The organism is Glycomyces luteolus (assembly GCF_027622875.1).
Taxonomy (GTDB): domain Bacteria; phylum Actinomycetota; class Actinomycetes; order Mycobacteriales; family Micromonosporaceae; genus Glycomyces; species Glycomyces luteolus.
The window spans coordinates 379,362-400,922 of the sequence record NZ_JAPZVP010000002.1; the positions used below are offsets into that span (position 1 = coordinate 379,362).

General features: G+C 69.4%; 22 protein-coding genes, 1 tRNA gene and 2 pseudogenes. 11 read left to right on the forward strand and 14 right to left on the reverse strand.

The annotated features are described in order from the left end of the window. Nucleotides 1-124 precede the first annotated feature (124 nt). The gene (locus tag O1R50_RS03750; RefSeq protein ID WP_270108525.1) at nt 125-955 is read left to right on the forward strand and encodes an SDR family NAD(P)-dependent oxidoreductase; all 831 of its coding nucleotides are present in this window, start codon (nt 125-127) and stop codon (nt 953-955) included. Nucleotides 956-965: 10 nt separating this feature from the next. On the opposite strand, the gene O1R50_RS03755 is transcribed toward O1R50_RS03750, so the two are convergent. Both O1R50_RS03755 and O1R50_RS03760 read right to left on the reverse strand, forming a co-directional pair. Further along, nucleotides 966-2,540 (reverse strand): N-acyl-D-amino-acid deacylase family protein, encoded by a 1,575-nt coding sequence (locus O1R50_RS03755; RefSeq protein ID WP_270108571.1) that lies wholly within the window; start codon nt 2,538-2,540, stop codon nt 966-968. Nucleotides 2,541-2,642: 102 nt separating this feature from the next. Beyond that, nucleotides 2,643-3,053, reverse strand: coding sequence for a (deoxy)nucleoside triphosphate pyrophosphohydrolase (locus O1R50_RS03760; RefSeq protein ID WP_270108526.1), 411 nt, complete (start codon nt 3,051-3,053; stop codon nt 2,643-2,645). A gap of 319 nt (nt 3,054-3,372) precedes the next feature. On the opposite strand from O1R50_RS03760, the gene O1R50_RS03765 reads away from it, so the two are divergent. Next, nucleotides 3,373-3,849, forward strand: coding sequence for a hypothetical protein (locus tag O1R50_RS03765; RefSeq protein WP_270108527.1), 477 nt, complete (start codon nt 3,373-3,375; stop codon nt 3,847-3,849). Between the two features lie 73 nt (nt 3,850-3,922). Here O1R50_RS03765 and O1R50_RS03770 read toward each other — a convergent pair whose 3' ends face one another. The 5 genes and pseudogenes from O1R50_RS03770 to O1R50_RS03790 all read right to left on the reverse strand — a co-directional run bounded on the left by O1R50_RS03770 (nt 3,923) and on the right by O1R50_RS03790 (nt 7,067). After that, a complete protein-coding gene (locus O1R50_RS03770; protein ID WP_270108528.1) occupies nt 3,923-4,447 on the reverse strand; it encodes an SDR family NAD(P)-dependent oxidoreductase in 525 nt (174 codons plus the stop codon). Between the two features lie 100 nt (nt 4,448-4,547). After that, nucleotides 4,548-4,721 (reverse strand): annotated as a pseudogene (locus O1R50_RS26235) (SDR family NAD(P)-dependent oxidoreductase); the annotation flags it as partial. Nucleotides 4,722-4,926: 205 nt separating this feature from the next. After that, the gene (locus O1R50_RS03780; RefSeq protein WP_270108532.1) at nt 4,927-5,331 is read right to left on the reverse strand and encodes a nuclear transport factor 2 family protein; all 405 of its coding nucleotides are present in this window, start codon (nt 5,329-5,331) and stop codon (nt 4,927-4,929) included. Nucleotides 5,332-5,511: 180 nt separating this feature from the next. Then, nucleotides 5,512-6,585: a redox-regulated ATPase YchF gene (ychF, locus tag O1R50_RS03785; protein WP_270108533.1), complete on the reverse strand. Its 1,074-nt coding sequence runs from the start codon at nt 6,583-6,585 to the stop codon at nt 5,512-5,514. A gap of 59 nt (nt 6,586-6,644) precedes the next feature. Continuing rightward, nucleotides 6,645-7,067, reverse strand: coding sequence for a hypothetical protein (locus O1R50_RS03790; RefSeq protein ID WP_270108534.1), 423 nt, complete (start codon nt 7,065-7,067; stop codon nt 6,645-6,647). Nucleotides 7,068-7,194: 127 nt separating this feature from the next. On the opposite strand from O1R50_RS03790, the gene O1R50_RS03795 reads away from it, so the two are divergent. From O1R50_RS03795 to O1R50_RS03805, 3 genes are all read left to right on the forward strand, one after another. After that, entirely contained in the window at nt 7,195-7,773 is a 579-nt protein-coding gene (locus O1R50_RS03795) for a TetR/AcrR family transcriptional regulator (protein WP_270108535.1), read from the forward strand. Between the two features lie 80 nt (nt 7,774-7,853). Then, entirely contained in the window at nt 7,854-8,297 is a 444-nt protein-coding gene (locus tag O1R50_RS03800; RefSeq protein ID WP_270108536.1) for a MarR family winged helix-turn-helix transcriptional regulator, read from the forward strand. Nucleotides 8,298-8,325: 28 nt separating this feature from the next. Then, complete coding sequence (locus tag O1R50_RS03805) at nt 8,326-8,760, forward strand: organic hydroperoxide resistance protein (RefSeq protein ID WP_270108537.1); 435 nt, start codon at nt 8,326-8,328, stop codon at nt 8,758-8,760. Nucleotides 8,761-8,954: 194 nt separating this feature from the next. Here O1R50_RS03805 and O1R50_RS03810 read toward each other — a convergent pair whose 3' ends face one another. Genes O1R50_RS03810 through O1R50_RS03820 form a run of 3 tightly spaced genes read right to left on the reverse strand, consistent with a single transcriptional unit; the run spans nt 8,955 to nt 12,448 of the window. Then, nucleotides 8,955-9,707, reverse strand: coding sequence for a succinate dehydrogenase/fumarate reductase iron-sulfur subunit (locus tag O1R50_RS03810; protein ID WP_270108538.1), 753 nt, complete (start codon nt 9,705-9,707; stop codon nt 8,955-8,957). Then, complete coding sequence (locus O1R50_RS03815) at nt 9,707-11,629, reverse strand: fumarate reductase/succinate dehydrogenase flavoprotein subunit (protein ID WP_270108539.1); 1,923 nt, start codon at nt 11,627-11,629, stop codon at nt 9,707-9,709. The genes O1R50_RS03810 and O1R50_RS03815 overlap by 1 nt, the downstream gene beginning before the upstream one ends. 12 nt (nt 11,630-11,641) lie before the next feature. Then, nucleotides 11,642-12,448: a hypothetical protein gene (locus tag O1R50_RS03820; RefSeq protein ID WP_270108540.1), complete on the reverse strand. Its 807-nt coding sequence runs from the start codon at nt 12,446-12,448 to the stop codon at nt 11,642-11,644. 168 nt (nt 12,449-12,616) lie between these two features. Between O1R50_RS03820 and mshB the strand changes: the two genes are divergently transcribed. Beyond that, nucleotides 12,617-13,534: an N-acetyl-1-D-myo-inositol-2-amino-2-deoxy-alpha-D-glucopyranoside deacetylase gene (mshB, locus tag O1R50_RS03825; protein WP_270108541.1), complete on the forward strand. Its 918-nt coding sequence runs from the start codon at nt 12,617-12,619 to the stop codon at nt 13,532-13,534. 44 nt (nt 13,535-13,578) lie between these two features. Next, a complete protein-coding gene (locus O1R50_RS03830) occupies nt 13,579-14,262 on the forward strand; it encodes an MgtC/SapB family protein (protein WP_270108542.1) in 684 nt (227 codons plus the stop codon). A 30-nt stretch (nt 14,263-14,292) separates the two neighbouring features. Here O1R50_RS03830 and O1R50_RS03835 read toward each other — a convergent pair whose 3' ends face one another. Beyond that, nucleotides 14,293-14,484 carry a hypothetical protein gene (locus tag O1R50_RS03835; RefSeq protein ID WP_270108543.1) on the reverse strand — a complete coding sequence of 64 codons (192 nt, stop codon included), beginning with the start codon at nt 14,482-14,484 and terminating at the stop codon, nt 14,293-14,295. A 119-nt stretch (nt 14,485-14,603) separates the two neighbouring features. On the opposite strand from O1R50_RS03835, the pseudogene O1R50_RS26240 reads away from it, so the two are divergent. Together O1R50_RS26240 and O1R50_RS03840 are read left to right on the forward strand one after the other, a co-directional pair. Next, nucleotides 14,604-14,891 (forward strand): annotated as a pseudogene (locus O1R50_RS26240) (family 43 glycosylhydrolase); the annotation flags it as partial. Nucleotides 14,892-14,924: 33 nt separating this feature from the next. Then, the gene (locus O1R50_RS03840) at nt 14,925-15,371 is read left to right on the forward strand and encodes an AbfB domain-containing protein (RefSeq protein WP_270108544.1); all 447 of its coding nucleotides are present in this window, start codon (nt 14,925-14,927) and stop codon (nt 15,369-15,371) included. A gap of 238 nt (nt 15,372-15,609) precedes the next feature. Here O1R50_RS03840 and O1R50_RS03845 read toward each other — a convergent pair. Continuing rightward, nucleotides 15,610-15,686: transfer RNA gene (locus O1R50_RS03845), tRNA-Arg, on the reverse strand. 423 nt (nt 15,687-16,109) lie between these two features. Here O1R50_RS03845 and O1R50_RS03850 point away from each other — a divergent pair. Further along, the gene (locus O1R50_RS03850) at nt 16,110-17,114 is read left to right on the forward strand and encodes a M48 family metallopeptidase (protein WP_270108545.1); all 1,005 of its coding nucleotides are present in this window, start codon (nt 16,110-16,112) and stop codon (nt 17,112-17,114) included. Nucleotides 17,115-17,165: 51 nt separating this feature from the next. On the opposite strand, the gene O1R50_RS03855 is transcribed toward O1R50_RS03850, so the two are convergent. Continuing rightward, nucleotides 17,166-18,506 carry a dipeptidase gene (locus tag O1R50_RS03855; protein ID WP_270108546.1) on the reverse strand — a complete coding sequence of 447 codons (1,341 nt, stop codon included), beginning with the start codon at nt 18,504-18,506 and terminating at the stop codon, nt 17,166-17,168. Nucleotides 18,507-18,542: 36 nt separating this feature from the next. Here O1R50_RS03855 and O1R50_RS03860 point away from each other — a divergent pair, with 36 nt between their 5' ends. Further along, the gene (locus O1R50_RS03860; protein ID WP_270108547.1) at nt 18,543-19,352 is read left to right on the forward strand and encodes an SURF1 family cytochrome oxidase biogenesis protein; all 810 of its coding nucleotides are present in this window, start codon (nt 18,543-18,545) and stop codon (nt 19,350-19,352) included. On the opposite strand, the gene O1R50_RS03865 is transcribed toward O1R50_RS03860, so the two are convergent. Further along, entirely contained in the window at nt 19,336-21,507 is a 2,172-nt protein-coding gene (locus O1R50_RS03865) for a transglycosylase domain-containing protein (protein ID WP_270108548.1), read from the reverse strand. The two genes, O1R50_RS03860 and O1R50_RS03865, sit on opposite strands and share 17 nt — an antisense overlap. Nucleotides 21,508-21,561: the final 54 nt, after the last annotated feature.

Here is a 21,561-nt window from a genome sequence, read left to right on the forward strand (position 1 = left end):
GCGTGCAACCCCGCGAGACCGCGCCGGTGACGTGGTTCATAGCGGGTTTCCGTCAGGGATTCGGCGTCCGTTCGGTTCAAGTACCGAACGCACGTCATCCACTGATGGAGAAGGAGATACGGCCATGAGCAAGGTCTGGTTCGTCACCGGTTCGTCCCGCGGCCTGGGTCGCCAGTTCGTCGAGGCCGCCTTGTCGCGCGGCGACAAGGTCGCCGCCACCGCCCGGAGCACCGAGGGCTTCGCCGGTCTCGTCGAGACCTACGGCGACGCGATCCTGCCCCTCGCGATGGACGTCACCGACAGGGCCGCGGTCTTCACCGCGGTCGAGGGGGCCGTCGCGCACTTCGGCCGCATCGACGTGGTCGTCAACAACGCCGGATACGCGCAGATCGGCGCCGTCGAGGAACTCACCGAGGCCGAACTGCGGGATCAGATGGAGACCAACGTGTTCGGCGCCGCCTGGGTGGTCCAGGCCGTGCTGCCGCACCTGCGCGAGCAGGGCGGCGGGCGGATCTTCCAGCTGTCCTCGGCCGCGGGCCTGATCACCGTTCCGCTCGGCGCGGCCTACAGCGCCTCGAAGTGGGCCCTCGAAGGCTTCAACGAAGCGCTCGCGCAGGAGGTCGCCGAGTTCGGCATCAAGGTCACCATCATCGAGCCCGGCGGGTTCGCCACCCGGCAGGGCCAGAACCCCGACCCGCTCAACAACGGCCACATGGCCGAGAAGCACCCCGCCTACGACGGGCTCCGCGCACGCCTCGCGGGATTCGCGGGCAAGCAGCCCGCGGGCGACCCGGCCGCCGCCGCGCGGGCGCTCCTCGAACTCGCCGACGACGACAACCCGCCGGTGCGGATCCTGTTCGGCACCGGCTTCTACCCGATGGTCCAGCAGGCTTATGCCGACCGGCTCAAGACCTGGGCCGACTGGCAGGACCTCTCCGTCGCGGCACAGGGCTGACCCGGCTTCCTCAACGGGCGGGGCGGCGGATCGAGCGACCGGAGAGGTCACCGGTCCGCCGCCCTTCCGCTATCGCCAAGGCGCCGTTGACGAACACGTACGGAATCCCGGCCGCCTGCCGGCGGGGCTCTGCGAACGTGGCGCGAGCGTCCACGGTCTGCGGGTCGAACAGCACCAGGTCGGCCGCGTACCCCTCCTTCACCAGACCCCGGTCCTTCAGGCCGAGGACGGCCGCCGGGCGCCCGCTCAGGTGCGCGACGCATTCCTCGACGGTCATGAGCCCGAGTTCGCGGGTGTAATGGCCCAGGTAGCGCGCGAAGGATCCCCAGGCGCGCGGGTGGATCTTCTCGCCGGAGAGGACGCCGTCGGTCGATCCGGTGTGGACGCCGTGGCGCATGATCGCGCGCACGTTCTCCTCGTTGCCCTCGTGCAGGAGGCAGGCGGTGCCGAACTCGTCGCGCACGATGAGGTCGAGGAAGAACTCGGCCGGGCGGCGGCCCTCGGCGGCCTCGCTCACGCGGCGGCCCACGAGCCCGCGCAGCCGCGGATCGGCGACCCCGGCGATCTCGATCTTGGACCAGTCGACCGGGACGCCGTTCGCGCCGTCGGTGCCCTCGACGTCGAGTTCGCGCACGATCCGGGCGCGGTTCCCGGCGTCCGCCAGCCGCTCCTGCAGCGCCCCGTAGCCGCCCGCGAGCGACCAGCTCGGCAGCAGCGCCGCGAGCATCGTCATGCCCGGCAGGTACGGATACGAATCGAAGCTGATCGGCAGGCCCTCGTCGAGCCCTTCGTCGACGAGCTTGAGGAGCTCGGCGGCCCGGCCCTCGTTGACGCGGTAGTTCAGGGTGGCGTGGGCGAGATGCAGGGCGCAGCCCGAGGCGCGGCCGATTTCGATCATCTCCGCGTAGCCCTCCATCGCGCCCGCGCCGTAGCTGCGCTGGTGGGGGCTGAAGTAGCCGCCGTAGCCCGCGACCACCTTGCACAATTCGACCAGCTCGCCGGTCTTCGCGTACATGCCTGGCGCGTAGCTCAGACCGGCCGAGAGCCCGAGCGCGCCCGCTTCCATGCCTTGGGCGACATGGGCTTTCATGACCTCGAGTTCGGCGGGCGTCGGCTCGCGGTCCTCCCAGCCCATCGCGAGCATCCGCACGGTGCCGTGCGGGACGAGGTAGGCGGCGTTCGCGGCGACGCCCTGATCGAGGCGGTCGAGGTACTCGCCGACCGTGCGCCAGTCGTAGTCGACGTCGAGGCGGCCGTTCCACGCGGCGATCGCCTCCCACATCAGCGGCGCGGTGGCCTCGTCGACGGGCGCGTACGAGAGGCCGTCCTGGCCGAGCACCTCGAGGGTGCAGCCCTGGCCGAGCTTCGCGAGGTGGTCGTGGTCGGCGAGGAGCGCCAGTTCGGAGTGGGCGTGCATGTCGATGAACCCGGGGGAGAGGACGAGGCCGCCCGCGTCGATCCCGCGCTCGCCTTCGAGGCGCTCGGCGATCGCGGCGATGCGGCCGTCCTTGATGCCGACCTCGGCCCGGTACAGCGGCGAGCCGGTCCCGTCGGCGACCTCGGCTCCCCGGATCACGATGTCCATTGCGGCCACTCGGCGCCCTCCTCGATCGGCACGGAGCGTCAGTCTATGCAGGCCAGAGCGTGACCACCAGCGGCATCTCGGCCATCGGGAGGCACCGGCCGCTCAGGCGCGCAGGAGTTCCCGGAGGGCCTCGACCGCGGGGCGGTTGCCCGGGAGCCACGGCACGGAGTCGAGTTCGGCGGGGGCGAGCCAGCGCAGCTCGGCGTGCTCCTTGGCGTGCGGTTCGCCTTCGGTGAGGTCCGCGAAGTAGACCCGCAGGAGGTACCGGCCGCCGCCGGTCGAGAGGTCGCCGCCGACGCGCTCGCCGACCGCGATCGTGACGCCGAGTTCTTCGCGGCATTCGCGGATCAGCGCTTCGGCCTCGGTCTCGTCGGGTTCGACCTTGCCGCCGGGGAACTCCCAGAGTCCCGCTAGCTCGGGCGGGTAGGCGCGGGCGGCGGCGAGGACGCGGTGTCCGGCGCGGATCGCGGCGCCGACGACGACTTGCGGCGGCTCAGGACGCGGTTCGTTCACCGCAAGAGCTTATCGGCGGCGGTACGCCGTTCAGGCTTCGCCACCGTTGCCGCTTTGAGGGCCTTTCGTTATCTTTCGCGTGTCAGATAACGAACCGTGATCACTACTGAGCAATCTGTTGTTCATACGTTCGGATGATGCGGCGTAGATCCAACGGTCAGGAATCGTGTCCACCAGCACAAAACCAGACAAGAACTGTACCGCGGAACCCGATATTACCGATTAATCCCATTTGCCGGTCTGGACAGAAACTGGGAGACGCGCAAGACTCGGTTCAGAAACGATAAAGATCCGGCGACAATTCAGACACGAAGCGCCCGTGTCCGTCGAGCCGAATCAGACCACCTTACTGATCGTCCGCAGCCCTGCCCAGGCAGGGCACCGCTTTGCCGGTCGCGGCAGCCAGGAAAAGGCCACGACGAATGGCGATGGTGCCATGAGGAGAACGGAGCAAGACGAGAACGTGCTGCTGGATGCACTGAGGGAGCTCAACGGTTGGGTAGCGGATGACGACGGCCGCCTCTCGCGGTCGCTGCCGCTCGACGATTCCCAGCACGCGGAGCTCGCCGAACACATCAAGATCTTCGCTGACACGCTCGGCGTCAGGCCGGACGTGTCGCGCACCGACGAAGCCACACTCATCGTGCTCGCCAGCGAAGGCGGATTCAGTCTCACCGACGTGACCTTCGCGGGGCGCGTCGAGACCGCTTACATCACCATCGCCGGCGACCTCGCCGCCCAAGAGGACCCGGGCCTCACCAAGGGCCGCTTCCGCTGGCTCAGGCGAGGCGAGTAGCGCGAACCCAGCACGGCGGATCGCCGGGGACCCCACCTCCCCGCCGGTCCGCCGCAGTCGTGTCCGCGGTCGGTCATTCCGGCGCCGCTGCCTCCGGGTCGTGGCCCTGCGCCGCTCGGGCGCCGTCGACCGGCAGCACCGCGCCGCTGATGAACGAGGACCTCGCGGAGAGCAGGAAAGCGACCGTTTCGGCGACTTCGGCCGCCTCGCCCGCCCTGCCGAGCGGATGCAGCTCCCGCATCGACGCCTCCACGCGCGCGTACGCCGCCGCGCCGGAGTCCTCCAGCGACCGCAGCCGCTCTGTCGCCACCGACCCGAGCGCGAGCGCGTTCACCCGCACACCCCAAGGGCCGTAATCGACCGCGAGCGCCCGGGTGAGCCCCTCGATCGCGGCCTTGGCGGTCGCGTACGGCAAGGCACCGCGCACGGCCCGCTGCGCTTGATGCGACGAGATGTTGACGATGCTCCCCGGGACGCCCTGGATCCGGAACGCGGCCACCGCGGCGGCCGACCCCGCCAGGCACGGCTGGAGGTTGCGCCGGATCAGCTCCGCTACGGCCGCGCCGCCCGCCTCGTGGAGCCAGGCGTCGCGGAACACCGCCGCGTTGTTGACCCAGCCGGTGAGGCGCGCCGAGCGATTCGGCTGCCGCGACGGCCCTCGCGGCGACGGCGTCCTCGCCCGCGTCGCCCACGACCACCCACGCCCGGCTCTCGCCGATCGCCTCGTCGAGCCATTCGAGCCGCTCGTCTCGCAACTCGACGACGACCACGGCGCGGCCCTCGTCGAGGAGCCGCTCGGCGATCGCCCTGCCGATGCCCTGCCCGCCGCCGGTCACGACCGTGACTTCCCGCCGTCCCGGCTCACGCTGCATCGAACCCACCTCCGCATCGAATGCGGCGCGACCGATGGCCGCGCCGTCAGATTCGTTAGTGCTCAGGGAAAGGCGTGTTTAAACGCGGGCCGGTACGGGAAGGGGGAGTGCGGCGTCGCCGCGCTGAGTCGCTGCCGCACTTGGGCATTGCGGCGAGTCTCGACCAGGCCGCCGTCGTGACGGCGCTCCCGACGGCTCGCATTCGCTAGGCGTGGTCAGGGGGCGTGTCGCCGTGCCGATGGACGACCTTCCACTCTCCCGCTTCGCGCCGGTAGACCTGTGTCACGCGCAGGGTGTAGGTGCGGTCGGTCCCGTCCAGGGTGGTCTGCGTGTGCTCGAAGCCGACCGTGTACGCCATGTCGCCGATGACGTCGGCGGCCACGATCTCGTAGATGTGGGACGTGCAGCCGGAGAAATGCTGTTCCAAGTAGGTGAAGAGCTCGTCGGTCTCGGCTATCCCGACCGCGGTCTTCCAGGCACCGAAGACGGTCACCGGGTTCTTGCGGGACCAGATCGCACGCCGTGCAGTGGCGTCGCCTTCATGGAGCGCAGTCTCCGCTTCTCTGACCGCAGTGTTCACCCATGTGAGGAAGTCATCGCGTTCGGTCATATCACCAAGTAAAGCACCTGACGCGAAGGCATGAGCCAGGAAGAGATGAGGGAAAGGGCGCGCGTTGGTCGTAGAGCATTCCCGACCCGTCGGCGCCGATGGCAAGCAACCGCTCCGCACCGTCGTACCCATACTCGACGGTGCGAAGCGAGTTTCCGCCGTGCTCAGGCGTTGCTGAGCTCAGACGTTGAAGCGGAACTCCACCACGTCGCCGTCGGCCATGACGTAGTCCTTGCCCTCGATGCGGACCTTGCCGGCGGCCTTGGCGGCCTGCATGGTCCCGGCGGCCATGAGGTCGTCGAAGGAGACGATCTCGGCCTTGATGAAGCCGCGCTGGAAGTCGGTGTGGATCTCGCCGGCGGCCTCGGGGGCGGTCGCGCCCTTCTTGATCGTCCAGGCCCTGGTCTCCTTCGGACCCGCCGTGAGGTAGGTCTGGAGGCCCAGGGTCTCGAAGCCGACGCTCGCGAGGCGGTCGAGGCCCGGTTCGGTCTGGCCGGTCGACTCGAGGAGCTCGAGCGCCTCGGCCTCGTCGAGGTCGATGAGCTCCGACTCGAACTTGGCGTCGAGCAGGACCGCCTGCGCAGGGGCGACCAGCGCGCGGAGCTTCGCGGCCAGCTCCTCGTCCGCGACCTGGTCCTCGTCGACGTTGAAGACGTAGATGAACGGCTTGGCGGTGAGCAGGTGCAGGTCGTACAGCAGCTCGGTGTCGAGGCCCGCGGCGAAGATCGTCTTGCCGGAGTCGAGGACCTGCTGCGCGGTCTGGACGGCCTCGAGCTTGGCTTTGGCGTCCTTGTTCATGCGCGCTTCGCGCTCGAGGCGCTTGAGGGCGTTCTCGACGGTCTGGAGGTCGGCGAGGATCAGCTCGGTGTTGATCGTCTCGATGTCGTCGACGGGGGAGACCTTGCCGTCGACGTGGGTGACGTTGCCGTCCTCGAAGACACGCACGACCTGGGCGATCGCCGAGGTCTCACGGATGTTGGAGAGGAACTGGTTGCCCTTGCCCGCGCCCTCGGAGGCGCCCTTGACCAGGCCCGCGATGTCGACGAAGGTCACCGTCGCCGGGAGGATCTTCTCCGAGTCGTAGATCTCGGCCAGCTTCGGGAGCCGGGAGTCCGGGACGGCGACCACGCCGACGTTCGGCTCGATGGTCGCGAACGGGTAGTTCGCCGCGAGGATCTCCGAGCAGGTCAGCGCGTTGAACAGCGTGCTCTTGCCGACGTTGGGCAGGCCGACGATACCGATGCTGAGTTTCACGAGGCTCAAGTCTAGGCGGGGCCGCGCCGCGGCGACACGGCGCGACCAGGTGATGTGGGTCAGGCTGCCAGCAGGCCGATCCCGAGGGTCACGACGCCGAGCGCGAGGCTCGCCGCGCCGGCGAACAGGATCGCGATGGCCTTGTTGGGAGTCGTGCGGCCCGGGCCCGCCATCGCGGCGAAGAATCCGCCGGACATGAGGACGGCGGCCGCCGGGATCGCGATGCGGGCGACCCAGCCCCAGAGGCCTTCGAGGCCCGTCGCGTCGGCGAGGATCAGGCTGACGAGGCTGAGGATGACCAGGACGCCGGCGTGGGCGTGCCCGGCCCTCGAGAAGGACTTCTGGAAGTCGGTGAACGGGACGTTGCCGCTGGCGATCTTCAGCAGGAAGGTACCGCCGAACTCGATCGTGACGATGGTGAGCAGGGCGACTCCGGCGATGACGCGGGAGGCGTCGCTCAGCGCGAAGGTGGACTCGAACATCAGGGGCATCCAATCGTGAGTGGCTTGAAAACCCAAGGTACGCGCCAGTCTTGACAGTGTCAAGTTGTTCGTCTCGATCGCCCGAGTGGTATTTGACACTGTCAAGATCCGCGCTACAGTGGCTCTCGTGACCGATCGCTACCACCACGGCGACCTGCGCCGGGCGCTCATCGACGCGGCCGTCGAGGCCATCGCCGAATCCGGACCGAGTGCGCTGAGCCTGCGGGCCGTCGCCAAGGGGGCGGGCGTCTCGCACGCCGCCCCGGCCCACCACTTCGGCGACAAGTCCGGGCTCCTGACCGCCGTCGCCGCCGAGGGCTACGACCGCTTCGCGGACGCACTGGACAGGGCGTGGGAGGCGACCGGCAGCTTCATCGAAGTCGGGATCGCCTACGTGCGCTTCGCCATCGACAACAAGGCGTACTTCGAGACGATGTTCCGACCCGAGCTGCTGCATGAAGACGACCCCGAGCTCGCCCGCGCCGAGGCCCGCTCGCGCGCCGCGCTCATCCGCGGATCGGGGGAGCCGAAGCCCGGCCCGGACGGCGAGGCGCCGGAGTTCAACGCGAACGCGCTGGGCGCCTGGTCGCTCGTGCACGGCTTCGCGGGGCTGCTCATGACCGGGAACTTCCCGCCTTCCGTGGCCGCGGATCCCGAAGGCGCCCTAAGGGAGATCGCGAATCACGTGCGCTTCGGCGACGGCTGACACCCGCGGCGGCGGTCCGAGTTGATCGCTGGCTCACATATAGGTTGTGCACAACTGAGTTGTGCGCTAGGTTCATTGGCATGGACGCGACACCACGGCTCCGCGAGCAGGCCTGCTTCGCGCTGTACACCGCTTCGCGGGCGGTCATCGGCCTGTACCGGCCGATGCTCGACCGGCTCGGCATCACGTACCCGCAGTACCTGGTCCTCATGGCGCTGTGGGAAAACGACGGCCTCACCGTCACCGCCCTCGGCGACGCGCTCCAGCTCGACTCCGGCACCGTCTCGCCGCTGCTCAAGCGCCTCGAGGCCGCCGGGTTCGTCGAGCGCCGCCGGGAATCGGACGACGAGCGGCGGGTCACCGTGCACCTCACCGAGACCGGGGCCGAGCTCGAGCGCGAGGGCTGCGAGATCGCCAAGACCGTCGGCTCGTCCACCGACATGCCCCACGACGAGCTGTACGCCTTGCGCGACAAGCTCAATGAGTTCACCGCATCACTCCATGAACACCGCGCCGCCGAATAGCGGCGACCGCAGACGAGAAGGAGACTCCATGAAGGCGCTCTACACTGCTCACGCCGTCTCGACCGGCGACGGCCGCAACGGCCACGTCACCGGCGACGACGGCCTCATCGACTTCGACGTCCGGATGCCCCCCGAGCTCGGCGGCCCCGGCGGCGCCCCCAACCCCGAACTGCTCTTCGCCGCCGGTTACGCGGCCTGTTTCCACTCCGCGCTCCAGAGCATCGCCCGCCAGGCGAAGGTGGACCTCGGCGCTTCGAGCGTCGAGGCCAGCGTGGGCATCGGCAAGCTGGACGAGGGCGACGGCTTCGGCCTGAACGCGGTCCTCGAGGTCTCGATCCCGGGCGCACCCCGCTCGATCGCCGAGGGCCTCGTCACCAAGGCCCACGAGTACTGCCCGTACTCGAACGCGACGCGCGGCAACATCGAGGTCGAGATCGACCTCGTGCACGCGGCGGGCGAGTAGCGAGAACGCTTGAGGGGGTGGGCGGCGGGGGCGGGGGGGGCCCCCCCCCCCCCGGGGGGGGGGGGGGGTGGGGGCGGGGGGGGCTAGACTGGGGTTGTGGGGGCCCCCGCGGCCCCCCCCCCCCCCACCCCCTCAAGGATCGAGGCCTATTCGGCCTTCGCGGCTTCGCCGCTCTCGGCGAAGCTTGCGAGCCATCAATCGGCCCGGCGGAAGATCTTGCGGCCCAGCCATACCAGGGGGTCGTAGCGGTCTCCGGCGACGCGTTCCTTCATCGGGATGATCGCGTTGTCGGTGATCTTGATGTGCTCGGGGCACACCTCGGTGCAGCACTTGGTGATGTTGCAGTAGCCGAGGCCCTGGTCGTCCTGGGCCTGCTCGCGACGGTCCGAGCGCGCGTCGAGCGGGTGCATGTCGAGCTCGGCGGCCCGGATGAACAGGCGCGGCCCCGCGAACGGCGGCTTGTTCTCCTCGTGGTCGCGCACCACGTGGCAGGTGTTCTGGCACAGGAAGCACTCGATGCACTTGCGGAACTCCTGGCTGCGCTCCACGTCGACCTGCTGCATCCGGTACTCGCCCGGCTTCAGGTCCTCCGGCGGCGCGAACGCCGGCATCTGCCGCGCCTTCTCGTAGTTGAACGACACGTCGGTGACGAGGTCGCGCACCACGGGGAAGGTCCGCAGCGGCGTGATCGTGACCGTCTCGTCCTCTGCAAAGAGGTTCATGCGGGTCATGCACATCAGGCGCGGCATCCCGTTCACCTCGGCCGAGCACGAACCGCACTTGCCCGCCTTGCAGTTCCACCGCACGGCCAGGTCCGGCGCCTGCTCGGCCTGGATGCGGTGCACCACGTCGAGGATCACCTCGCCCTCGTTGACCTCGACGTCGAACTCGGCGAAGTCGCCGCCGTCGGCGTCGCCGCGCCAGACCCGGAAGTTCCTCTCGCTCATCAGGATTCCTCACTCGAAGGGCCGGTCGTCGAGGAGCGGTACTCCTCAGGGGTCATGTACTTGGAGAGCTCGGTCTGCTCGAACAGGCCGAGCAGCTCGGGCGTCATGGCGGGCACCGGCTGGCGCTCCAGCCGCACCGCCTCGGTGCCGTCTGCGGCGCGGTCGAGCGAGGCCACCAGGTTCACCTTGCGCCACTGCGGGTCCATGCCCGGCGCGTCCTCGCGGGTGTGCCCGCCGCGCGACTCGTCGCGCTCGAGCGCGGCCATCGCGGTCGCGACCGAGCAGACGTACATGTTCCGCAGGTCCAGCGCCAGGTGCCAGCCCGGGTTGTAGGCCCGCCCGCCGCTCGCGCTGACGTTCGCGATGCGCTCTTTGAGCATCGCCAGCTCGGTCAGCGCCTCCTCGAGCTCGCCCGCGCGGCGGATGATCCCGACGAGGCGGCCGTTGACCGCCTGCATCGCGTTCTGCAGCGCGAACGGGTTCTCGCCGTCGTTCCCGAAGGGCCGCAAGGCCTCCTCGGCCGCCGCCGCGATCTCCGCCTCGGTGAGCTTCGGCGACTCCGACGCGGAGGCGTGCGCCGCGGCGTACTCGCCCGCGCGCTTGCCGAACACCAGCAGGTCGGAGAGGGAGTTCCCGCCGAGCCGGTTGGAGCCGTGCATCCCGCCCGAGACCTCCCCGGCCGCGAACAGGCCCGTGACGGCCGAAGCGGTCGTGTCGGCGTCGACCTCGATGCCGCCCATGATGTAGTGGCAGGTCGGGCCGACCTCCATCGGCTCCGCCGTGATGTCCACATCGGCCAGCTCCTTGAACTGGTGGTACATCGACGGGAGCTTCTTTCGGATCGTCTCGGGGTCCCGCCGGGAGGCGATGTCGAGGTACACGCCGCCGTGCTCGGTCCCCCTGCCCGCCTTCACCTCCGAGTTGATGGCCCGCGCGACCTCGTCGCGCGGCAGCAGCTCCGGGGGCCTGCGGTTGCGGTCGGGGTCGGTGTACCAGCGGTCGGCCTCCTCGGGGTTGTCGGCGTACTGCGCCTTGAACACCTCGGGGATGTAGTCGAACATGAACCGCCTGCCCTCGGAGTTCTTGAGCACCCCGCCGTCGCCGCGCACCGACTCGGTGACGAGGATGCCGCGAACCGAAGGGGGCCAGACCATCCCGGTCGGGTGGAACTGGATGAACTCCATGTTGATGAGCTTCGCCCCGGCCCGCAGCGCGAGCGCGTGGCCGTCGCCGGTGTACTCCCACGAGTTCGACGTGACCTTGAACGAGCGGCCGATGCCGCCCGTGGCGAGCACGACCGCGGGCGCCGCGATCGCGATGAACCGGCCCGTGCCGCGCCGGTACCCGAAGGCGCCCTTGACGGCACCGCCGCCGGTGAAGAGCTCGGTGATCGTCGTCTCGTCGATCACCTGGAGCTTGTCCTCGGCTTCGCCCGCCGCCTCGTCGTCCTGCTGGAGCGAGACGAGCTTCTGCTGGAGCGTGCGGATCAGCTCGAGGCCGGTGCGGTCCCCCACGTGCGCGAGGCGCGGGTACTCGTGGCCGCCGAAGTTGCGCTGGCTGATCTTCCCGTCGGCGGTCCGGTCGAACAAGGCTCCGTAGGTCTCGAGCTCCCAGATCCGGTCCGGCGCCTCCTGGGCGTGCAGCTCGGCCATCCGGTAGTTGTTGAGGAACTTCCCGCCGCGCATCGTGTCGCGGAAGTGGACCTGCCAGTTGTCGTTCGCGTTGACGTTCCCCATCGCGGCGGCCGCGCCGCCCTCGGCCATGACGGTGTGCGCCTTGCCGAACAGGGACTTCGAGATCACGATGACGCTCTTGCCCGCGAGCCGCGCCTCGACGGCGGCCCGGAGCCCGGCCCCGCCCGCGCCGATCACGAGGACGTCGCAGGCGAGGTGCTCGACCTCGTTGATGTCGTTGTCGCTCATGCCCATTCCCCTTTAACCGATGAACCGGAGGTCGGTGATCCAGCCGGCGGCGACGGCCATGACGTACAGGTCGGTGAGCGCCAGCGACGCCAGGGTGATCCAGGCCCACATCATGTGGCGGGCGTTGAGCACGCTGGAGAACGTCCACAGGCGGTACCGGATCGGATGCTTCGAGAAGTGCTTCATCCGGCCGCCCATCACGTGGCGGCACGAGTGGCAGCCGAGGGTGTAGCACCACAGCAGCACCACGTTGGCCCACAGCACCACGTTCCCCAGGCCGAGGCCGAACCCGTCGGGGGAGTGGAAGGCCAGGATCGCGTCCCAGGTGTTGATCAGCGAGATCGCGAACGCCAGGTAGAAGAAGTACCGGTGGAAGTTCTGGAGGATCAGCGGGAATCGGGTCTCGCCGGTGTACTTCGCGTGCCCGTCGGGGACGGCGCACGCGGGCGGGGAGAGCCAGAACGACCGGTAGTAGGCCTTGCGGTAGTAGTAGCAGGTGAGCCGGAACGCCAGCAGGAACGGCAGGCTCAAGGCCGCGTAGGGAATCAGCGGGTGGTCCGGCAGGAAGCGTCCGAAGTGGGCGGACTCGGGCACGCAGCCCTCCGAGACGCAGGGGGAGTAGAACGGCGTCAGGTAGTGGTAGTCCGCCACCCAGTAATCGCCCTGGTAGAAGACCCGGAATGTCGCGTACGCGACCCAGACGGTGATGCCGAGAACTGTCAGGATCGGGCCCCGCCGCCAGTCGTCGATCCGCAGGTTCCGTGCCTTGATGGCGGCCCGGGGCGGCGACGAGACGGCACTGTCTTCGGTCGTGGTCATCAGCGCAGGATAGCGCTGAACGGGCCGCCGATGGCCATGGGGTGCATCACAATTGCGAGCATTTTTCTTGATGGGACTGTAGATTGCAAAGTTTGCTTCGATTGATCCATCGTGGCCTATGGGTCACAAGGGACTCATGGTGCCGTTGCGCTGGCTAATCTTGACCCCATGAGCGCACGCGGCATCCCACCCGTCACCCCCCACCACCCTGACCGGAGTAGACGCTCGATCCTTTTCGTCCACGCCCACCCCGACGACGAGACCGTCGGCACCGGCGCCACCGTCGCCCACTACGCCGCCCGGCCCGACGCGCACGTCACCATCGTCACCTGCACCCTCGGCGAGGAGGGCGAGGTCCGCGTCCCCCACCTCGCGATGCTCGCTGCCGACCAGGCCGACCAGCTCGGCGGCTACCGCTACTGGGAGTACCGGCAGGCCACCGCCGCGCTCGGCGTCACCGACACCCACTTCCTCGGCGGCGTGGCGCGCTACCGCGACTCCGGCATGATGGGCCTGCGCACCAACGACCACCCACGCGCGTTCTGGAACGCCGACCTCGACGAGGCCGCCGCCGACCTCGTGGCCGTCATCCGCGACCGCACCCCCGAAGTCCTCGTCACCTACGACCCCGACGGCTTCTACGGCCACCCCGACCACATCCAGGCCCACCGCGTCGCCATGCGCGCCGCCGACCAGGCCGCCGACCCCGCCTGGCGGCCCGATCTCGGACCGGTCCACGACATCCGCAAGATCTACTGGACCACCATGCCCCGCAGCATCATCGAAGCCCAGTTCGACGCCTTCACCGGCGCCACCGACAACCCCTTCGCCGGAGCCGAGTCCGTCGACGACCTGCCCTTCGGCGTCCCCGACGACCAGATCGACGCCTGCGTCATCGGCGGCACCTCGCGCAAGCGCGAAGCCATGGCCGCCTACGCCACCCAGATCGCCCCCGGCGACTGGCTCGACGTCCTCGGCGACAAACTCGGCGAAGACGCCCTCGGCGCCGAGTACTACCGCCTCGTCAAGGGCGAACGCGGCCCCGGGACCGGCGAACACGGCTGGGAAACCGACCTCCTCGCCTGACCAGGGATTCCGCGAGGGCCGATTCGGGTATCCCGTACGGCACTATGGATATCTGGACCTATCTCGGACCGCTCGGGCTGGCGCTGCTGCTCGGGCTCGCCGTCGGCGCCGAACGCGAATGGCAGGGCAAGCCCGCCGGCATGCGCACACACGGCCTCATCGCCGTCGGCACCTGCCTGTTCGTGCTCGCCGGCCGCTACGGCTTCCCCGAAACCGTCCCCGGCACGCCCGGCGTCGACCCCGCCCGCATCGCCGCGCAGGTCGTCACCGGCATCGGCTTCCTGGGCGCGGGCGTCATCTTCTTCAACCGGAACATCGTCCACGGCATGACCACGGCCGCCTCGATCTGGTCCACCACCGCCGTCGCGGTCGCCTGCGGCGCGGGCCTCTACTGGGCCGGCGTCGCGGTCGCCGTCGCGCAGCTCGCCGTCGTCGCCGGACTCGCCCCCGTCGAGGACGTCATCGCCCGCCACGCCAAGCACGCCGGCCGCCTCCAGATCCGCTACACCAGCTCGGCCGCACTGGCCGCCGCACTCGCCAAATGCACCGCGGAAGGATTCAAAGTCGCCGAGGTCGAGGGCGAGAACGGCCAAGGCGTCGTGCGCACCACCGACTTCGTCCTCACCGGGCGCGGCAAGGTCGCCGAACTCACGGTGAAAATCCGAACCATCGAGGGCATCGAGGGCGTGACCTACCACGAAGCCGACGACGGCGGCGGCACCATGTGAGCCGCGCCCAGCGCCGCGGCGCTCGAACGGCTACAGGCCCGGCGCGCCGATCGCGGCCCGGCGCTTGGCCCCGCGATTGAACCTGAAACGCAGGTAGATCACCCGCGCGACCGTGCCGACCACGAAGGCCGCCGCCGCGATGGCACCGAACAGCGCGAGCGGCGAACCGGTCGGCTCGCCCGTGCGGTGCGCGGCCCGACCCTCGGGGTCGTAGGTGATCACGACCGACTCGCCCACCTCGAACCGGTTGCGCGGCGAGGTCCGCTGGCTGAGTTCCCCGGCCGTCGGGCACTCCAGGGTGTGCTCGTACTTGGGCTCCCGGTCGTCGCCGCTTCGGAGGCGACACGTTCATCACCTACTCGGCCAGCGCCTGCCAGGGGCCCGACTACAAGCTCGGTCTGCTGGAGCTGACCGGCACGAATCCGCTGAGCGCCTCCGCTTGGACCAAGCATCCTGAACCGGTCTTCGAACGAAACGACGCGGCAGGCGTCTACGGGCCCGGACACAACGGGTTCTTCACCTCGCCGGACGGCACGGAGAACTGGATCGTCTACCACGCCAACACCTCTCCGAGCCAAGGCTGCGGCGGCACCCGCACCACCCGCATCCAGGAATTCACCTGGAACGCCGACGGCACACCGAACTTCGGCACGCCCGTCTCGGTGAGCACGGTGCTTCCGGTGCCCTCGGGTGAGACCGTCGGGGCGTACAACCGGCTCGAGTCCTACAACTTCCCCGACCGCTACATCAGGCACGCGAACTTCGACGTCCGCATCGACCCGTCGGTGAGCCCCGCGCAGGATGCGCAGTTCCGGATCGTCCGCGGCCTGGCCGGGGCGGGAACGGTGTCGTTCGAGTCGGTGAACTACCCCGGCCACTACCTGCGGCACTCGAACTACGACTTCGCCCTCGCGCCGAACGACGGCACCGCGCTGTTCGCGGGTGACGCCAGTTTCCGGCAAGTGGCCGGGCTCGCCGACGCGACCGCCGTGTCGTTCCAGTCCTACAACCACCCCGACCGCTACCTCCGGCATTACGACTACGCGCTGCGGCTAGACACGATCGGCACCGCGACCGCTCGGGCGGACGCGACCTTCCGGATCCTTTGATCGATCGCCTTCTCCGCCCTGGGCGGACTGTCGGTGCCCCGCCGCCCCTACCGGGCCGGGGCACCGCCTTCTATTAGGCGAAGCCGGGGCTGCGGCCTGGCCGCTTCCGTGGGGATCGTTCCGATCGGGGTTGTCGGAATCGAGGGACGACCGTTTTCTGAACTATCCGACTCCGCGGTGGGCAGCGCTGGATTCGAACATGTTTCACCAGTCCAGAGGGGCTGAGCCGTGAATTTTTTGGCGCGCCCGGCAGGATTCGAACCTGCGACCATTGGATTAGAAGTCCAGTGCTCTATCCAGCTGAGCTACGGGCGCCGGGCGGGGTCGCACAGGGCGCCGCGCCAGCGCAAGAATACCCGGGCACCGGCCCCTCGGGGTATCGGGGAGTCCAGAAGAGGGCATGGATACGGGGCGTCGCAAGAACACCCCAAACGATTCTCCGCGACGCCCCGGAATTGCTGACCCACATCAATGAGTAGTCCTTGGGCGCGTGGGTGTCAAGCGCCGCACGGCGTGTTGACGCCGATTCGTTATCTCGCCCCCTTGTGGGCGGCAATGCCCGCTATGTGTCCTGACTGGTTGGGGCCCTTGCGGACTTCGAGGGTGAAATCCGACACGGCTGCGGCGGGGACTCGCCGCGGGCGGCCGGATCGGCCTGGGGCCGTGCCGTTCGCGCACGGCCTCCGCGGTTGGCGCAGGCGTGCCACACTTGCACCAGTCCAACCGTGAGGAGCGGGCATGAGCGACGACCAGTCACCGGCCGAAGGCGGTCCGGTCGAGATCAGGGATTCGGCTCGCGGGCCGGTCATCTTGCGCGGCATATCGACTCGTGCCTGGGAGCACCCGGCCGACCGGGGCGCTCTGGTGGCGCTGCGGGAGCTGCGCGGCTTCGACGTCGTCCTCCGGAAGGTCTCCGGGATGGTCTCCGAGCGGGCCCTGCGGCTGAGCCTCATGGGCTCCTCGATCCGCGTCGACCGACACCAGTATTCGCGGGTCTATGAGGCGTATCAGCAGGTGGGCGCGGTGCTCGACGCCCAGGAGCTGCCGGAGCTCTACATCACCCGCGACCCCGATCTGGGCGGGATGTGCATCGGCATCGACAAGCCGGTGATCGTGATCAACTCCGGCTCGCTCGACATCCTGGACGAGGCCGAGTTGAGGTTCCTGCTCGCGCACGAACTGGGGCACGCGCTCTCCGGGCACGGGCTGTACCGGACCCTGCTGATGGTGCTGGTGCGGCTGACCACCTCGGTGGCGTGGATTCCGGTCGGCGTGGTGGGCCTGCGGGTCATCACCGCCGCCCTCTACGAATGGAGCCGCAAGTCCGAGCTCTCGGCCGACCGGGCCGGGGCGCTCGCGGTGCAGGACCCGGCCGCGGCGATCCGCGTCATGGCGAAGCTCGCGGGCGGCGGCGACCTGCACGACGTGGACACGGCCGCTTTCTTGGAGCAGGCCAGGGAGTTCGAGACCGGCGGGGACCTGCGCGACAGCTTCCTCAAGCTCATGCTGCTCGAGCAGCGCAGCCATGATTTCGCGGTGGCGCGGGCCGCCGCGGTCAAGTCCTGGATCGACGACGGGGAGTACCGGGAGTACCTCGCCGGGGACTACCCGAAGCGCGAGGACGACAAGGACGCCTCGATCGCGGCCGAGGCCAAGGCCGCCGCGAACTCGTACCGCACGGTGTTCCAGACCTCGGGCGACCCGCTCGCGAAGGTGCTGCGGAAGGTCCGCGAGGGCTTCTAGGCGCAACAGGAAACGGGCCGGTCCACTGAGGACCGGCCCGTTTCGTTCGCGCTATCGCTTGAGCTTCTCCAGCAGGAGCGCTTCGGCCACGCAGACCCGCTCGAACATCTCGATGTGGAGCGATTCGTTGGGGCCGTGCGGGTTCGAGTACTGGTCCTCGACGCCCGTCACCAGGATCGCGGCCTCGGGGAACAGCTCCTGGAAGGTGGCGATCATCGGGATCGAGCCGCCCACGCCGATCTCCACGGGCTCCGTGCCGTCCCAGGCCTCCGCGAAAGCGGCGCGAGCGGCGTCGTAGGACGGGCCGGTCGCGTCGATCGAGCACGGGTCGCCCAGGCCCCCTTCGGGAGTGACGGTGACCTCGGCGCCCCAGGGGGCGTTGGCCCGCAGGTGCTCCTTGACGGCCTTGAGGGCGTTCGCGGCCGAGTCGCCCGCGGCGAGCCTGAACGAGACCTTCGCGCGGGCGCGCGGCTGCAGGGCGTTCGCCGACTCCGCCGCGCCCGGCGCGTCGATGCCCAGCACCGTAGCGGTCGGCTTGGACCACAGCCGCTCGGTGAGCCGACCGGTGCCGATGAACTCGGCGCCCGGCAGCATCCCGGACTCCGCGCGCAGTGCCGCCTCGTCGTAGTCGAGGTCGCTGCTGCGGCCCGTGACGAGGCCCGCGACGGCCACGTCGCCGTTGTCGTCGTGGAGGGTGGCGATGAGCCGCGCGAGCGCGGTCAGCGCGTCGGGCACCGGCCCGCCGAACAGCCCGGAGTGCACCGCGCCCTTGAGGACGGCGACCTCCACGTACACGTTGATCACGCCGCGCAGCGTCGTCGTGAGCGAGGGGACCTCGGTGCGCCAGTTCCACGAGTCGGCGATCACCACCACATCGGCGGTCAGGAGGCCCTGGTGCTCGCGAAGCAGCCCTTCGAGGGTGGGGGAGCCGAACTCCTCCTCGCCCTCGATGAGGAGTTTCACGCCCACGGGAGGCTTCCCGCCGAAGGCGCGCAGCGCGGCGATGTGCGCCATCACCCCGGCCTTGTCGTCGGCGACGCCGCGGCCGTAGAGCCGCCCGTCCCTCTCGACCACGGTGAACGGGTCGGGCTGGTCCCACTTCGCGAGGTCGCCGACCGGCTGCACGTCCTGGTGGGCGTACAGCAGCACCGTCGGCTGGCCCGCGGGGGCGGGGAAGTGCGCGTACACGCTCGGCTGCCCGCCGCCGTGGGAGAGCTGCCTCGTCTCGGCCGCACCGGCCTCGTCGAGGAGCCGCTGGACGGCGTTCGCGCCCTGTCGGACCGGCTCGTGGTCGAGTCCTTCGAAGGCGATCGCCGGGATCTTGACGAGGGCCTCCAGGTCGGCGCGCACGGCAGGCATGGCGGCGCGCACCGCATTCACTACATCGCTCATGGGGCGCAAGTCTAAGCCGGGTCTACACTCGGCGGCGTGACGCAGCGATACCGATTCGTCCTCGCACCTCGCTGGCTCGCGCTGACCGCGGCGGGCCTGGTGGTGATGGTCGTGTGCGTGCTGCTGTCCCAATGGCAGTGGGGCCGCGCCGTGCAGCGCGCCGCCGCGAACGAGGTCATCCAGGAGAGCCGGGTCGCCGCTCCGGTCGACGAGGTCCTGCCCGCCGGGGAGTCCCTCGACGACGATGACCGCTGGACCCTCGTCGAGGCCACCGGCGTCTACGACACCGAGCACGAGATCGTGCTGCGCGCCCAGACGAACAACGGCCTCAACGGCTTCGAGATCGTCACGCCCCTGGTCCTGGAGGACGGTTCGGCGCTCCTGGTCGACCGCGGCTTCGTCCCCTCCGAGTCCACGGGACACGTGCCCGAGTACCCGGCCGCGCCCGCGGGCGAGGTCACGGTGACCGGCCGCGTCTACGAGTCCGAGCCCGAGGGCGGCTCGATCGCCGAGGTCGACGGGCGCCTGGAATCGCGTCGGCTGAGCCTCGAGATGTTCGAGGACCGCTACGACTACGAGCTGCGCGCGGCTTGGGTAGCCGACATCGAACCGGCCGAGGGCTTCACCGCCCTCGAGACCCCCTCGTTCAAGGACTGGCAGAACTACTCGTACGCGGTCCAGTGGGCGCTGTTCGCGGCCATGGTCCCGCTCGGCTGGGTCGTCCTCGCGCGCCGCGAGCGCCGCGACCGCGACGAAGCGGCCAAGGACGAAGCGCAGAAAGCAGCGGCCCCCGGCGAGGAGCCGGAGGCCGCTGAAGCGCCGGGGACGCTCAATCCCCGTACATGATCTCGCGTGAGGGCGGGTTGAACTTGACCTCCTCCACGCCCTTCAAGGCGTCTTTGAAGATCTTCCCCACCGTTATCTTCGACGTGGTCGTGTTCGACTGGCCCACCGGATTGAAGATGTAGTCCGGATCGGCCATGAACGCCCCCACCGTCAACTGCGGCGTGTAGCCCAGGAACCACGAGGCCCGGTTGTTGTCCGTCGTACCGGACTTGCCCGCGATGGGCCGCCCGGCCAGGACGCCCACCACTTTCGAAGTGCCCCAGGGCCCGCACTGCGCGCCCTTGCGGGCGGTCTCGGTGACGCACCGGCCGGCGTCGGTCGCCGCCCGCGCCACGTCCTCGTCCAGTTCCTGGTGGCATCGCGGCGAGGCGGCGTCGAGCTCCTGCCCTTCGGGGCTGATGATGCGCAGCGCCGGTATCGGCTCGCAGTACAGGCCTTCGGCGGCGAGCGTGTTGAACACGTTCGTCATCTCGATCGGCTGCACGTCCGAGACGCCCAGCGTGAACGGCCCCCATCCCGAGCGCCGCTCCTCCGAGGCGTAGTACGCGTCGCCCTCCGAGCGCCACTGCAGGCCCATCCGCTCGGCCATCTCGACGGTCTTGTCCGCGCCCACGCGGTCGATGAGCTGCGCGAAGTACGTGTTCACCGACATCCCGAACCCGGACCACATGTCGCGGTTGCCTGCCATCGCGGCCGAGCCGTTCTTCGGGCACCATCTCCCGCCGCAGGCCGTGGTCGACGAGACGAAGCTCGTGGCGACCCGCCCCGGCGAGTAGATGTTGTAGTTGAGCGGATAGCCCGCGTCGAGCGCCGCGAGCATCGTGAAGATCTTGAACGTCGACCCGGCCTGGTAACCCCCCTCCGCGCCGCCGCCGAGCACCGGGTTCACCGTGTTCGGGTAGTTGCCCTTGCGGTCGAAGGACGGGTTCGAGTGCGGCCCGTTGCGCTTCTGGTCGTAGGAGAAGACCCGGTTCAGGCCCAGCGCCTTGATCCGGCCCGTGCCCGGCTCCATGACCACGGCGCCGTGCGCGAGCTTCGACTCCTTGCTCTTGCCGTCGTTGACGTGCTTGTTCGCCATCTTCTGCAGGTCGGGGTCGAGCGTGGTGATGATCGTGTACCCGCCTTGCCGCAGTTCGCGCTCGCGCTCGGCCGGGGTCGCGCCGAACGCGTCCTGCTCTCGCCACCAGCGGCGGAAGTAGTCGCAGAAGAACCCGAACTCGGCGGGCGTGCCCCCGACGCCGATGCACGAGTTCGGCGGGTCCGAGACGTCCAGTTCGATCGGCAGGCCGCGCACCTCGGAGGCGTCGCCCCGCGACAGGTAGTCGATGTCGACCATCCGGTCGAGCACCCAGTTGCGGCGCGCGAGGGCCTGGGTCTGGTCGGAGGTGATCGGGTCGTACGCCGACGGGGCCTGCACGAGGCCGGCGAGCGTGGCCGACTCCTGCAGGTTGAGCTCGGACGGGTGCTTGGAGAAGTAGACCTGGGCGGCGGCGAAGATCCCGTACGCGTTGTGCCCGAAGTAGGCCTGGTTGAGGTAGCGCTCGAGGATCTGGTCCTTGGTGAGCTGCTCCTCGACGGCCATCGCGAGGCGGGCCTCGCGGAGCTTGCGGACGGCGGTCTGCTCGGTGGCGGCGATGACCTCGTCGATGGTCTCGGCGTTGAGCTGGAGCGCGCCGCGCACGTACTGCATGGTGATCGTGGAGGCGCCCTGCTGGACCCCTCCGGAGGAGTTGTTGGCGACCATGGCGCGCACGATGCCCCGGTAGTCGACGCCGTTGTGCGTGTAGAACCGGGAGTCCTCGGCGGAGACCATGGCCTGCTGCATGACGGGCGCGACCTCGTCGAGCGAGACGTGGCGGCGGAACTCGTCGTAGAAGAGGCTCACGAGTGTCTCGCCGTCGGCCGCGTACACGTACGAGGTCAGCGGCGGGTCGGTCTCGGTGACCTCCACGGAGAGCGTGTCGATCGAGTCGAACCCCGCTTTCGCGCTCAAGCCCGCCATGGCGGCGAGCGGGAACACCAGGGCCGCGATCGCGAGTCCGGCGAGCAGACTCGTGCGCAACAGGGCGTACACGCCTTCGGCAGATGGTCCGGGTTCGTCGCTCCCATGTGCGGACAGTCCGGGCACACGGTGCTGGCGGGGTCGATCGCGCATATATCCAGCCTAGGGCACATGCATGGCCCCAAGGTGAAAAAACTCACGACTGCT